General features: G+C 61.6%; 16 protein-coding genes and 1 tRNA gene. 8 read left to right on the top strand and 9 right to left on the bottom strand.

Going from position 1 to position 12,059, the window contains the following annotated elements; genetic code table 11:
• Nucleotides 1-30: 30 nt before the first annotated feature.
• The 7 genes from ACSMXM_RS12655 to ACSMXM_RS12625 all read right to left on the bottom strand — a co-directional run bounded on the left by ACSMXM_RS12655 (nucleotide 31) and on the right by ACSMXM_RS12625 (nucleotide 3,163).
• Entirely contained in the window at nucleotides 31-423 is a 393-nt protein-coding gene (locus ACSMXM_RS12655; RefSeq protein WP_460316655.1) for a DUF4168 domain-containing protein, read from the bottom strand.
• A 200-nt stretch (nucleotides 424-623) separates the two neighbouring features.
• Nucleotides 624-699, bottom strand: a tRNA-Phe gene (locus tag ACSMXM_RS12650).
• 86 nt (nucleotides 700-785) lie between these two features.
• Nucleotides 786-974 (bottom strand): DNA gyrase inhibitor YacG, encoded by a 189-nt coding sequence (locus tag ACSMXM_RS12645; RefSeq protein WP_460316654.1) that lies wholly within the window; start codon nucleotides 972-974, stop codon nucleotides 786-788.
• Nucleotides 958-1,923 carry a ribonuclease gene (locus ACSMXM_RS12640; RefSeq protein WP_460316653.1) on the bottom strand — a complete coding sequence of 322 codons (966 nt, stop codon included), beginning with the start codon at nucleotides 1,921-1,923 and terminating at the stop codon, nucleotides 958-960. The genes ACSMXM_RS12645 and ACSMXM_RS12640 overlap by 17 nt, the downstream gene beginning before the upstream one ends.
• The gene (locus tag ACSMXM_RS12635; RefSeq protein WP_460317597.1) at nucleotides 1,916-2,482 is read right to left on the bottom strand and encodes a Maf family protein; all 567 of its coding nucleotides are present in this window, start codon (nucleotides 2,480-2,482) and stop codon (nucleotides 1,916-1,918) included. The genes ACSMXM_RS12640 and ACSMXM_RS12635 overlap by 8 nt, the downstream gene beginning before the upstream one ends.
• 31 nt (nucleotides 2,483-2,513) lie before the next feature.
• Nucleotides 2,514-2,732, bottom strand: a complete 219-nt coding sequence (infA, locus tag ACSMXM_RS12630) for a translation initiation factor IF-1 (protein ID WP_460316652.1) — start codon at nucleotides 2,730-2,732, stop codon at nucleotides 2,514-2,516.
• Between the two features lie 119 nt (nucleotides 2,733-2,851).
• Nucleotides 2,852-3,163 (bottom strand): hypothetical protein, encoded by a 312-nt coding sequence (locus tag ACSMXM_RS12625; RefSeq protein WP_460316651.1) that lies wholly within the window; start codon nucleotides 3,161-3,163, stop codon nucleotides 2,852-2,854.
• An 86-nt stretch (nucleotides 3,164-3,249) separates the two neighbouring features.
• Here ACSMXM_RS12625 and hisG point away from each other — a divergent pair, with 86 nt between their 5' ends.
• Nucleotides 3,250-3,921, top strand: coding sequence for an ATP phosphoribosyltransferase (gene hisG, locus ACSMXM_RS12620; RefSeq protein WP_460316650.1), 672 nt, complete (start codon nucleotides 3,250-3,252; stop codon nucleotides 3,919-3,921).
• Nucleotides 3,914-5,200 carry a histidinol dehydrogenase gene (gene hisD, locus ACSMXM_RS12615; protein ID WP_460316648.1) on the top strand — a complete coding sequence of 429 codons (1,287 nt, stop codon included), beginning with the start codon at nucleotides 3,914-3,916 and terminating at the stop codon, nucleotides 5,198-5,200. Before hisG ends, hisD begins: the two co-directional genes overlap by 8 nt.
• A gap of 32 nt (nucleotides 5,201-5,232) precedes the next feature.
• On the opposite strand, the gene ACSMXM_RS12610 is transcribed toward hisD, so the two are convergent.
• Complete coding sequence (locus tag ACSMXM_RS12610) at nucleotides 5,233-5,775, bottom strand: GNAT family N-acetyltransferase (RefSeq protein WP_460316646.1); 543 nt, start codon at nucleotides 5,773-5,775, stop codon at nucleotides 5,233-5,235.
• 81 nt (nucleotides 5,776-5,856) lie between these two features.
• Here ACSMXM_RS12610 and ACSMXM_RS12605 point away from each other — a divergent pair, with 81 nt between their 5' ends.
• The 6 genes from ACSMXM_RS12605 to ACSMXM_RS12580 are packed head-to-tail and all read left to right on the top strand — an operon-like array spanning nucleotide 5,857 to nucleotide 11,590.
• Nucleotides 5,857-6,105, top strand: a complete 249-nt coding sequence (locus ACSMXM_RS12605; RefSeq protein WP_460316644.1) for a DUF6489 family protein — start codon at nucleotides 5,857-5,859, stop codon at nucleotides 6,103-6,105.
• 9 nt (nucleotides 6,106-6,114) lie between these two features.
• The gene (gene mnmE, locus ACSMXM_RS12600) at nucleotides 6,115-7,407 is read left to right on the top strand and encodes a tRNA uridine-5-carboxymethylaminomethyl(34) synthesis GTPase MnmE (RefSeq protein WP_460316643.1); all 1,293 of its coding nucleotides are present in this window, start codon (nucleotides 6,115-6,117) and stop codon (nucleotides 7,405-7,407) included.
• 40 nt (nucleotides 7,408-7,447) lie between these two features.
• Nucleotides 7,448-9,295 (top strand): tRNA uridine-5-carboxymethylaminomethyl(34) synthesis enzyme MnmG, encoded by a 1,848-nt coding sequence (gene mnmG, locus ACSMXM_RS12595; RefSeq protein WP_460316642.1) that lies wholly within the window; start codon nucleotides 7,448-7,450, stop codon nucleotides 9,293-9,295.
• Nucleotides 9,292-9,903, top strand: a complete 612-nt coding sequence (gene rsmG / locus ACSMXM_RS12590) for a 16S rRNA (guanine(527)-N(7))-methyltransferase RsmG (protein ID WP_460316640.1) — start codon at nucleotides 9,292-9,294, stop codon at nucleotides 9,901-9,903. The genes mnmG and rsmG overlap by 4 nt, the downstream gene beginning before the upstream one ends.
• Complete coding sequence (locus tag ACSMXM_RS12585) at nucleotides 9,900-10,679, top strand: ParA family protein (RefSeq protein WP_460316638.1); 780 nt, start codon at nucleotides 9,900-9,902, stop codon at nucleotides 10,677-10,679. The genes rsmG and ACSMXM_RS12585 overlap by 4 nt, the downstream gene beginning before the upstream one ends.
• The gene (locus ACSMXM_RS12580) at nucleotides 10,676-11,590 is read left to right on the top strand and encodes a ParB/RepB/Spo0J family partition protein (RefSeq protein WP_460316636.1); all 915 of its coding nucleotides are present in this window, start codon (nucleotides 10,676-10,678) and stop codon (nucleotides 11,588-11,590) included. The genes ACSMXM_RS12585 and ACSMXM_RS12580 overlap by 4 nt, the downstream gene beginning before the upstream one ends.
• Here ACSMXM_RS12580 and mscL read toward each other — a convergent pair.
• Nucleotides 11,587-12,054 carry a large conductance mechanosensitive channel protein MscL gene (mscL, locus tag ACSMXM_RS12575; RefSeq protein WP_460316634.1) on the bottom strand — a complete coding sequence of 156 codons (468 nt, stop codon included), beginning with the start codon at nucleotides 12,052-12,054 and terminating at the stop codon, nucleotides 11,587-11,589. The two genes, ACSMXM_RS12580 and mscL, sit on opposite strands and share 4 nt — an antisense overlap.
• Nucleotides 12,055-12,059: the final 5 nt, after the last annotated feature.

Here is a 12,059-nt window from a genome sequence, read left to right as displayed (position 1 = left end):
TGCAGATCCGCCTTTTCAGCTTGGTCGGGATTAATTGCCCACTGCCTTTTCCTGGGCAGCTGCCTGGATACGCTGGCCAAGCTCAGGATCCGCCTGCGCGGCCTGTGCGATGGCGTTGAAGCGTTGCGGCTCAAGACCGTTAGCCTGCAGCGTGGAAACCATCTTCTGCTGCTTGTCGGCGGGTTCCATCGTCGTGTCTGCCTGCACCTTGTCGATCTCTACGAGAGCGGTCGCAAAGGAATCCACCTCGGCGTCGCTTACGTCGGTGGCCATCGGCGCCTGCGCTGGTGCCGTCTGAGCCTGCGGTGCGGGGGCTGTCTGCCCCTCGGGCGCCGGAGTGGCGGGAGCAGCCTGAGCGCTCGCCATGGTGGCTCCCAGCGTGCATCCTGCAACGAACATCGCGGATTTCAGAACTGTTCTCATAATGTCTCTCCATTTTGTGGACGCGACAACAGTTGAGGAGGACAGATCCTCTTTCAATGAAAACGGTGATGAAACGTGGCCGAGTTCGGTTGAGCGGTTATAAATCGACCTCAGGACCTGCTGTGAGCCCTAGTCGAGCGTTTTCGCGGGCAAAGGGAAGAAGTAACGCCGCAGGGGCCGGATTCGGGACCGGCTGCGGATGGTGCCCGGGGACAGATTCGAACTGCCGACACTGCGATTTTCAGTCGCATGCTCTACCAACTGAGCTACCCGGGCACGGGGGAGGGGGGCGACATACGGCGCGGCGATGGCCTTGTCTAGTCGTCGCCGTCTAGTCGTCGTCGTCTCGTCGCCGTCCTCGGCTAATCTTCGTCCGAACCCATTGGCGGCGCTTCCTCCGGCGCCACGGGCAGGCGATAGTCCTCGCCCAGCCATTTCAGCAGGTCGCGGTCGCGGCACGTGCGTGAGCAGAAAGGTTTTTCCGCGGCAATGGCAGGGGCGCGGCAAATGGGGCAAGCGGCCCTGCCGGTGGATCTATTGGCTGTGGACATCGCCCCACCATAAGGGGTCTTTACCGTGTGGTTTCAAGGTAGGCGCGACGCCGGTGCGCTCTTTTAGCTGCTGCAGCAGCTCTGGCCGCTCGGTCAGCCAGCCCGCGACCGACGCACCTGCGCGCAGATCCAGAGTCCTTGTCGCCCCCGCATGCTCTGCGCGGCGCAGGAGGTTGAGCGCGGCGCTTTCGACCGGTCGATTCTGCAATTGTTCCAGAAGCGACGCGCGCACGCGCGGCCGGATCACCTGCAAGAGGCCAAATCCGTTTATGCCCGTCCGTTCAAAGGGCTTGGGCAGGTGCGCGTCGAATGTGTCTGCGACGGCCTGCCGCTGCGCCTTTCCGTCCAGGCTGGGAAGATCGATCAGAATCGAGCCTGCCAGCCCCAGTCGCCGGATGGCCAGCGCGGCGGCGATGGCACCACGGCGGGCGAGTTCGCCGATCGGCAGGGCGCCGTCCACGTCGATGGTGATGCCGGCGGGGGTGGGCACGATGGCAAGGAGACCGCCGTCGAACGCCACGATGCCGGTGCCGGCCTCCTCGATCAATTCGGTCCATCCGACGATATCGAGCTCGCTGGTTCCGGGCATCCGCGGCACGAGCGGTAGGGCGTCCGTCGCTTCTTTCGGGGAGTCGGTGCACCCAGGCGTAACCGGGCGGGCCTTTGCGCTTCGGTCGCGGCCGCGCTCGGGAATAGCTTCCCTGATAATCTGCAGCGGCGTTGTCGCGCCCTCGGTCAGCCCCGCTGGCCATGGATCGATGAGGATTGTTTGGCCGTCAATGTCCCCTTCACCGCGACTGCCCAGCTTTCGCGTCAGCCGACCCTGATAGACATGGCCGTGCAGCAGTGTGCCCGCGCGTTCGACCCATGCCTCTACAATGGCGTCCCCCTTCGTGTGCGCGAACCGGTCTTCGCCGATGCCGCGCTCCACGATCAGCCGTTCAGACATGGAAGCCCGCGGCGAGGAGAAGCCCGCGCGTTTCGTAAAGCGGCAGTCCCACGACCCCGCTATAACTGCCGGAGAGGAAGGATACGAACGCGCCTGCGCGCCCCTGAATGGCATATCCAGCGGCTTTGCCGATGCCTTCGCCGCAATCGGCATAGGCGCGGATTTCTTCGGGAGAAAGGCGCTTGAACCTGACGATGCTCTCACTTGTCCGCTGGCGCAGCGCTCCGTCCGCGCCCAGCAGCGAGACGGCACCAAAGACACGGTGACGCCGTCCGGAAAGAAGCGTCAGGAAGCGCACCACGTCATCCGGCGTTTCGGCAGGCGGCATGATACGCCGACCGCGCGCGACCGTCGTATCGCCAGCCAGAACCATCTCTCCCTGCCCACGGGTGACCGCCGCGGCCTTCTCGGCCGCCATGCGCTCCGCATAGGGGCGGGGAAGTTCGCCAGGGCGGGGTGTTTCGTCGATGTCAGGAGACTGGATGCGATCCGGCACGACGCCGATCTGTTCCAGCAATTGTCGTCGTCGCGGACTGGACGAGGCGAGTATGAGCCGCAGTGCGGGGCCGGTCACGCCCGGACAGCCAGCACTATTTGAAGCGGTAGGTGATGCGACCCTTGGTCAGGTCATAGGGGGTCAGTTCGCACAGCACCTCGTCACCGACGAGAACGCGAATGCGATTCTTGCGCATCTTGCCTGCGGTATGCGCAAGCACTTCATGGTCGTTTTCAAGCATGACACGAAACATCGCGTTCGGAAGCAGTTCCGTAACGCGGCCGTTCATCTCGATCAGTTCTTCTTTTGCCAAATTTCATCCTCTTTGATACTTCGCCCGCCCCAGCCAAAGGACGCCGCTTCCCTTGCTGAAATGGGGGCGAGATGCAAGATTTTCAATATTTCGCTACCCTGGGGCAGCTAAGGGGTCTGCTAGCTGCGGCGCAGGCGCCTCGCATTGGCGGTTACTGCGGCGTGGACCGGCTTTAACAGGCGTTCGGCCGCGTCAAGCGCGGTTTCAGCGCGGCCCATATCGGCAAGTCCCCTGCCGAAGGCATCCATCTTTTCCGGGATCATGCGACCGATCTCCGCCATGTCCGCCTTGAGCGGGTTCTCCGCAGCGCCATAAAGGATATTGGCGCGCCGGCTGAGCACATAGGCGGAGGCAGTGAGTGTTTCGCTCCATAGCAGGGAAACGTCCATTGCCTGGATCAGACAGTCGAATGGCGTGGTCGTCAGCTTCATCGCGTTCCCCCTTGCCGCCGGCGCCTTGTCGACGCGCGCGGGTTTGATGCTGGATATAGAGTGCGCCGCACAATAAGCGAGCCTGCATGAACGAATCGCTTACCTTCGCCGTACCGAAAGGCCGGATATTGGAAGAGGCGCTGCCCCTGCTGGCCCGCGCGGGGATAGAGCCGGAGGCCGCCTTTCACGATCCGAAATCGCGTGCCCTGCAATTCGATACGAATGTTCCAGGCCTGTCGATCATCCGCGTGCGGGCATTCGACGCTGCGACGTTCGTGGCGCATGGCGCCGCGGATTTCGGCATCGTCGGATCGGACGTCATCGACGAATTCGGCTATGAGGCGCTGTACGCGCCTGTCGACCTGGGCATTGGCGGCTGCCGCCTGTCGGTGGCCGAGCCACAGGAAATGGCCGCGGCGGACGATCCGCGCATGTGGAGCCATGTTCGTGTCGCCACAAAATATCCAAATATCACCAGCCGTCATTTCGCCGCGCGCGGTGTACAGGCGGAGTGCGTCAAGCTGAACGGTGCGATGGAACTGGCGCCGCGCCTGGGCCTGACCAGCCGGATTGTCGATCTGGTATCGTCCGGGCAGACGCTGAAGGAGAATGGCCTGGTCGAGGTGGAGGTGATCGCGCAGGTGTCGAGCCGCCTGATCATCAGCCGCCCCGCGTTCAAGCGCAAGGCAGAGGCGCTGTCCCTGTGGCTGCAACGGTTTCGCGAGGCCGTCGGGGAGCCGGAGCGCGCCGATGCTTAGGATGGCAATGTCGGATGCCGATTTCGAGGAGCGCTTTCGGGCGTTCGTCGAGGCTGGGCGCGACAGCGATGCCGATGTATCGCAGGCGGTATCTGCGATACTGGCCCGCGTGCGTGCCGAGGGCGATGCGGCATTGATCGAACTGACCGAGCGTTTCGACCGGTTGCGAATTGACGCTGATCGGCTGCGTATCGGGGAGGCAGAGATTGACGACGCCTGCCGGGACGTGCCGCGTGATCTGATGGCCGCGCTGGAACTGGCAGCGGAGCGCATCCGCGACTTTCATGGTGCACAGCGCCCGGCGGATCATGAGCAGGTCGACGCCCACGGCAATCGCACGGGCTGGCGCTATACCAGCGTCGATGCCGCCGGCCTTTATATTCCGGGCGGACGGGCAACCTATCCATCGTCGGTGCTGATGAACGCCATTCCGGCAAAGGTGGCGGGGGTTGAGCGTCTCGTCATGGTGACGCCCACGCCGGAGGGGCGGATGAACCCCCTCGTTCTGGCGGCTGCACAGCTGGCGGGGGTCGACGAGATCTATCGCGTCGGCGGGGCGCAGGCGGTGGCGGCGCTGGCGTTCGGGACCGAAAGCATACGGCCGGTCGACGTGGTGACGGGCCCCGGCAATGCCTTTGTCGCGGAGGCGAAGCGGCAATTATATGGGCGTGTCGGCATCGACATGGTGGCCGGTCCATCGGAAATACTGGTGGTCGCGGATGACAGTGCGGATGCCGCCATGCTTGCGTTCGACCTGCTCAGCCAGGCCGAGCACGATCCCTCCGCCCAGTCGATTCTGATCACCGACAGCCTTGACCTTGCGGACGCGGTGGTCGCCGCCATGCCGGGCGCGCTCGATACGCTTGCGACTAAGGCGGCGGCGCGTGAGAGCTGGGAGGCGCATGGCGCCATTATCACCGTCGATCGGCTATCAGACTCGGTGCGTCTGATCGATGCGCTTGCGCCGGAACACCTGGCGCTCGCTGTCGCCGATCCGCAGCCGTTGTTCGACCAGGTGCGGCATGCTGGCAGTATTTTCATCGGCCACCTGACGCCAGAGGCGATTGGTGACTATGTCGCCGGCCCGAATCACACCCTGCCAACGGGTCGTCGCGCCCGCTTCTCCAGCGGGCTTGGCGTCGCCGATTTCATGAAGCGGACCACCTATCTGGAATGTTCCCGTGCTGGCTTTGACGCAATCGGACCAGCGGCGGCGCGGCTTGCCGAGGCGGAGGGCCTGCCTGCCCACGCCAAGTCCGTCACGCAGCGATTAGGTTAAAGTTATCACCTATATGGCACAAAAAAGGCCAATTATTTTGCCGATTCGGTAACTGGCGCGTGGTTTAGGTCCTGACTAATCGGGTCCTCTATGATCCTGTGCATGAACACGAGCGTCAGCCAGCGGCCGAATTTGTGCCCTACCTGGGGCAGACGGCCCACTTCCGTGAAGCCAAGTCGTCTGTGAAAGGACAGACTGCCGACATTCTCGCTGTCCACGCCCCCGATCAGGACATGCAGACCGCGCTGCCGCGCGATCGCAACAATCTCCTCCAACAGCTTCCTGCCGGTGCCGTGCCCCCGCGACTTACCCCTGACATACACGCTATGTTCTGCCGTATGGCGATATGAGGGTCGCGCGCGAAAAACGTCGAACGTGGCAAAGCCAAGGATCTCGCCGTCCTCCTCTGCGACGATTACCGGCCAATTGCCGCGGTGCTTGTTGGCCAGCCATTCCTGCTGGTCGTGCAGGGTTCGCGGCCGATCATCATACCAGGCCGTCGTGTGTAGGATGGCGTCATTGACGATATCGAGAATCGCCGGCAGGTCGTCCGAACGGGCGGGCCGTATAGTCATGATTATCATCCATCCCGTCGCCTTTTGCAGTCGTTGGTGATAAAGCGTCTGACCGACCGACCTGCAAGAGGGAGACATGACGTGAAGGTGAATGTTGAGATCGACTGCACGCCTCAAGAGGCGCGCGCCTTCTTCGGTCTTCCTGATCTGGCCCCCGTACACGATGCCTATGTCGCCCGCATGACCCGCTTTGCAGAGGAGGGTGTGACGCAGAAGGATATAGAGACGGCCATGCAGAACTGGATGGGCAGTATGACCGCAATGGGCGGCTCTGGCATGGCCGATCTGCAAAAAATGATGATGGCGGCGATGGGCGGCAAGAACGGCTGACCTTTAAGGATGAGCGAGGATACCATCTTCGCGCTGGCAACCGGAACGCTGCCCTGTGCGGTGGCGATTGTTCGGATAAGCGGCCCTGATGCAGCAGCGGCGGTCAGCGGGTTGCTGTCCGGGCAGGGCTTGCCCCCCGCGCGCCGCGCCTCCCTGCGTACCCTGCGCACTGACGGGGGGGAGATTCTGGATGAGGCTCTGATCCTGGTATTCCCCGCGCCGAATAGCTTTACCGGCGAGGACGTGATCGAACTTCAGGTGACCGGCAGTGTGGCGCTGGTCGCGAAACTGCTGAAGGAACTGGCCCGCGTGCCTGACTGCCGCATGGCCGCGCCCGGGGAATTCGCGCGCCGAGCTTTCCTGAACGGACGCATCGACCTGACAGAGGCCGAAGGGCTGGCCGCGCTGATCGACGCAGAAACTGAAGCGCAGCGAACGCAGGCGATGATGGCTGCGAACGGTACATTGCGGGCAAGAGCCGAGCAGTGGCGGGACAAATTGCTCTCCCTTCGCGCAGATTTAGAGGCGGTGCTCGATTTCGGTGAAGCGGAAGATGACGTTGGGGAAGCGGTCGTCGGTGAAGTCACACAACGAATTGACGCGCTGCGAGAGGATATAGGGAAGGTGGTGGCGCGCAGCGAAAGCGCCCGGCGGATCAGGCGAGGCGTCGACATTGCCATAATCGGTTCTCCGAACGCTGGAAAATCCAGCCTGGTAAACATGCTATCCCAAAGTGACGCGGCGATCGTGTCTGAAATTGCGGGGACCACGCGCGATGTCATCGAGGTGCCACTGGATATCGGCGGCTATCGCGCGACGTTGATCGACACTGCGGGACTGCGCGAAACATCGGACGAGATCGAGGCGGAGGGCGTTCGGCGAGCGCGGGAGCGGGCAGCCAACGCCGATATTCGCGTTCATCTATTGCTTCCCGAAGAGCACGCGCCTGGCGGGAGCGATATAATCGTACGTTCCAAAGCGGATGTAGAGGATGGCTTGCCAAGGGACAGCATCCATGTGTCTGCCGTTACCGGACAGGGGCTCGACGCACTTCTTGATCGCATCACTGCCCGGATTTCAGGAGGCGTCAACAAGGGTGACTTGATGACTGTTTCCGCCCGTCAAGCGAGCGAACTGGCGAGCACGGAGGCCGAGCTTGTCCTTGCACAATCCACCGCCGACCCTGTATTGAGCGCGGAGCATCTGCGAAAAGCCGCAGAGGCCCTCGGCGTGCTGACAGGCCACGTCACGTCGGAAGATGTTTTGGGCCAGATTTTTTCGCGCTTCTGCATCGGAAAATAGTGTTCCACGTGAAACACTGCCACATTCGACAAGGCATATAATGACCGGCGATTTCGACATTCTTATAGTGGGCGCGGGGCATGCTGGGGTCGAAGCGGCGGCTGCAGCGGCGCGGACGGGCGCGCGTGTAGGACTTGTCACCATGGAACGGGGCGATTTGGGGACCTTGTCTTGCAACCCGGCGATTGGCGGGCTGGGAAAAGGCCATATCGTTTGCGAGCTCGACGCTCTTGGTGGGGTCATGCCGCGCCTCGCCGATTACGCGTCCGTTGGATATCGTCTTCTCAACAGGCGCAAAGGCCCGGCGGTGCGGGGTCCCAGAGCTCAGATCGACCGCGGGCTCTATCACGCGGCGGCGGCCGAGTGGTTGCAGACCAGTTCCGTCGAGCTGATCATCGGCGAGGCGCGGGCCCTACACTTGAAGGGCGATCGGGTTGCCGGCCTCTTCGTCGACGACGATTTGGTCCGCTGTTCCGCTGTGGTGCTTGCAACGGGCACGTTTCTCGGCGGCATTATGTATGAGGGCGAACGCCGCCTCGTAGGGGGCCGCGCCGGGGGCAGGTCGGCGTCGCGCCTCTCTGAACAGCTTCGGGAACTTTCACCGGGAAGTGTCAGGCGGCTGAAGACGGGCACCCCACCACGGTTGCGCGCACGCTCCATCGACTGGAGCGCGGTGACGTGGCAGCGCCCTGACGAGGATCCAACGTTCTTTTCGCGCCTAACCCGATCAACACAGGCGCCGCAGATCTCCTGCGGCATCACGCGCACATCTGCCGCGTCGCACGCCGTGATTCGCAATAACCTTCAGCGAAGTGCGACTTTCAGCGGCGACATTGAGGGGCGGGGTCCACGATACTGCCCCTCCATTGAGGACAAGGTTGTACGTTTCGGCGACCGGGACGGGCATCAGATTTTTCTTGAGCCGGAAGGTCTCAATAGCGACCTCGTCTACCCAAACGGCATCTCCACTGCTTTGCCGCAAGAGGTGCAATTGAAGTTCGTTCATACGATCCTGGGGCTGCAGCAGGCAGAGATCGCGCAGCCCGGCTATGCGGTGGAATATGATTATCTGGACCCCCGGGCGCTTGACGAGAATCTAGGTTCTCGTGCGGTGCAAGGCCTTTTCCTCGCAGGGCAGATTAACGGGACAACCGGATATGAAGAGGCAGCCGGGCAGGGACTGGTTGCGGGTGCCGCAGCGGCCTCTCTCGTCGGTGACCGCCCAACCTTACCCCTTGACCGCGCCAACAGCTATATAGGGGTCATGATAGATGATCTGGTGACGCAGGGCGTTAGTGAACCATATCGCATGTTCACATCGCGCGCCGAATTCCGCCTGTCGCTAAGAACCGATAATGCACACCGACGCCTGACCCCTCTGGCGCAGGCCAGCGGGCTTTCGACGCCGGAACTTGATACATGGTATGGCGACCATGTCGCGCGTTACGGTCAGGGCCGAGAGATGCTGGAAAGCGCCAACGTTACCCCAAAGGCTGTGGGGGATTTGGGGATCGACGTCAGGCAGGACGGAGTTCGCCGCTCCTTATTCGAATGGCTGCGCTTTCCCGAAGTGGACTGGGCGACAGCCGTGCGCATACATCCCGATCTGGCCAGCGTGCCGGAGGATCTGGTCGAGACGCTTTGCGTTGACGCGGAATATGACCAATATTTACGTCGGCAGGACAGCGCACGAAATGCCATGCGCGCAGAGGAAGCCCGATTGCTTCCACGCGGTCTCAATTTTTCTTCATTGCCCGGGCTGTCTGCGGAAATGGCCGAACGGCTGGAGACTGCGCAGCCGCAAAGTCTTGGGGCGGCATCGCGCATTCCCGGCATCACGCCGGCGGCCCTCACTGTTCTGCTTGCTTACGCAAAGCGAGCCGCATGATCGATGTTTCACGTGAAACAGAGGCGCAGTTCGATCGTTACCTGCAGCTTCTGAATGAGTGGCAAGAACGGATGAATCTGGTAGCGCCGTCGACCCTTCCACAGGCGCGGCAACGGCACATCGAAGACAGTGCACAATTGATCCGATTGATTCCCACCGACCTGCGCGTGCGGACATGGGTCGATCTCGGTTCTGGCGCCGGTTTTCCCGGAATTGTCGCGGCCATCCTGCTGCCCGCGAAAGTTCACCTTATAGAAGCCCGAGAGAAAAAATGTCTTTTCCTGCGTACGGTTGCGGCTGAGCTCGGTCTTTCCGACCGGGTCGTTGTTCATAATGAGCGGGTCGAAAAATTGCGCTCGCCTAAGGCGGATATAATTTCCGCGCGGGCGTTTACGGCCCTGCCAAAGCTGTTTGACTGGGGTAGAGGGTTTGCGGCACAACACACATTGTGGCTGTTGCCGAAGGGGCGAAGCGCGGTCGCAGAAGTGGAGGCTGCGCGGCAGTCATTCTCGTTCGACGCGCAGTTGCATCCAAGCAGCACCGATCCCGACGCACGGATCGTCGCTGCCCGACATGTGCGGCGGATCGGAGCGGATAGAGGCCAATGAACATACTTGCAGTAGCCAATCAAAAGGGCGGCGTGGGCAAAACCACGACGACAATCAATGTAGCGACCGGACTGGCAGCCAGCGGTCGCCGGGTTCTGATCATTGATCTCGACCCTCAGGGAAACAGCTCCACCGGCTTGGGCATCGGTCAGACGGGCCGCACATGCACAAGCTATGATCTCCTTTTGGGCGAAGCGACTTTGTCGCAAGCGGTCCAAAATACCCAGATCGAAAATCTACATATTATTCCCGCTACCGTGGACCTGTCCGGGGCGGAGATCGAACTGGTTGAGATGGATGCGCGCACACATCGGCTGAGCCGCGCCCTTGAGGATCAGGCCGGCGCGTATGACTATATTTTGATAGACTGCCCGCCATCCTTGGGACTGTTAACTGTCAATGCCCTCGTGGCGGCACATGCTCTTATCGTCCCGTTGCAATGCGAGTTTTACGCGCTCGAGGGGCTCAGTCAGCTTCTAAAAACCGTGGAGCGGGTACGGGCCGGCTTCAATCAGCGGCTGCGCATATTGGGCGTCGTCCTGACGATGTACGACAAACGTAATCGGCTGTCGGAGCAAGTTGCCGAAGATGCACGGGCATGTCTGGGCGATGCCGTTTTCACGACAAATATTCCGCGTAATGTACGTCTGTCAGAGGCACCGTCGCATGGTCTGCCGGCGCTGATTTATGATCACCGCTGCGCCGGGTCGGAGGCGTATATGGCTCTCTCTCGTGAAATTCTCGGTCGTACGGAACCTTCGGCGATCGCGGCATGAGCGAGGGGGGATCACAGGGCAGTTCCGGTCGGCGCAGGCCGGGCCTGGGCCGGGGACTCTCCGCTCTTTTGGATGAGATCGGCCCGTCTCACGGCAATGATGGAGAGTCGACCTACGGCGCAGGGCAGGCAAGCAGCGCTCTTGGGCAAATGGTATCCATCGGGCGCGTTAAACCGAATGCCAAGCAGCCACGTAAGCGTTTCGACGATGGTGCTCAGTCCGAATTGATCGATTCCGTCCGGCGGCAGGGGTTGCTGCAGCCGATCCTCGTTCGGCCCATGGACGGCGGGAATTTCGAAATCGTCGCCGGCGAGCGTCGGTGGCGTGCCGCACAGGCCGCGCAATTGCACGAGATACCGGTCGTCGTCCGTGACTTGAGCGACAGCGAAGCCTTTGAAATTTCGCTGGTCGAAAACATCCAACGGCAGGACCTCTCACCGATTGAGGAGGCGGAAGGCTATCGGCGACTTACCGAGGAGTTTTCGCATACGCAGGATGCGGTAGCGCGCCTTGTCGGCAAGTCGCGCAGCCATGTAGCCAATTTGATGCGTTTGCTGGAGCTGCCGCAGTCCGTGCGCGCCATGGTGGACGAAGGGCAGATCGCAATGGGTCATGCCCGCGCTTTGATCGGCACGGAAGACCCCGAACGCCTTGCACGAGAGATTATCGACCGCGGTCTTAATGCGCGTCAGGCGGAAGCCTTGGCGAAAACATCTGGCGGAAAGCCGGGCGCGGCCAGCGTGCGAAAGCCTGCCGAACGGGACGCGGACCTCGTGGCGCTGGAGGATCGCATCAAAGAGGCGACGGGAATGGTCGCGCGTCTGAGCTTTGACGGGGAGGGCGGCCAGCTGACCGTCAAATATCGCGACCTGGACCAGCTCGATATGCTGGTGGAACGCCTCTCGGCTTAATTCCCATCGGCCAGATCAGCCGGCGAATTTCCCCTACGCAGTTCGTCGCGGATTTGCTTCAGCAGGATAATGTCTTCTGGCGGCGAGGATGGTTTTGTCGCTTCCGTCTCTGGATCTTTCGCATTGATGCGGTTGACTGTCCGTACGAGCAGAAAAATGATGAAGGCAAGGATGACGAAATTGACGACGACAGTGATAAACTGACCGTATCCGAACAGTGAGACGCCCGCTTCTTTCAGCTCGGCGTAATTGGTCAGCGATCCTTCGTAGCCTTCAGGAACAGGGCCAAGACGTACGAAATAACTGGAAAAATCGAACCCGCCGAACAAATAGCTGACCAGCGGCATGATGAGGTCGTCCGTCAGCGACTTTGTGATCAGAGCAAAGGCGCCGCCGATGATCACGCCGACCGCCAGATCCATGACATTGCCGCGCGCGATGAACTTCTTGAATTCGCCGATCATGACGT

Source organism: Pacificimonas sp. ICDLI1SI03, from assembly GCF_054740865.1.
The sequence above is the reverse complement of the archived record's forward strand: the minus strand, read 5'-3'. Positions and strand labels throughout refer to the sequence as shown.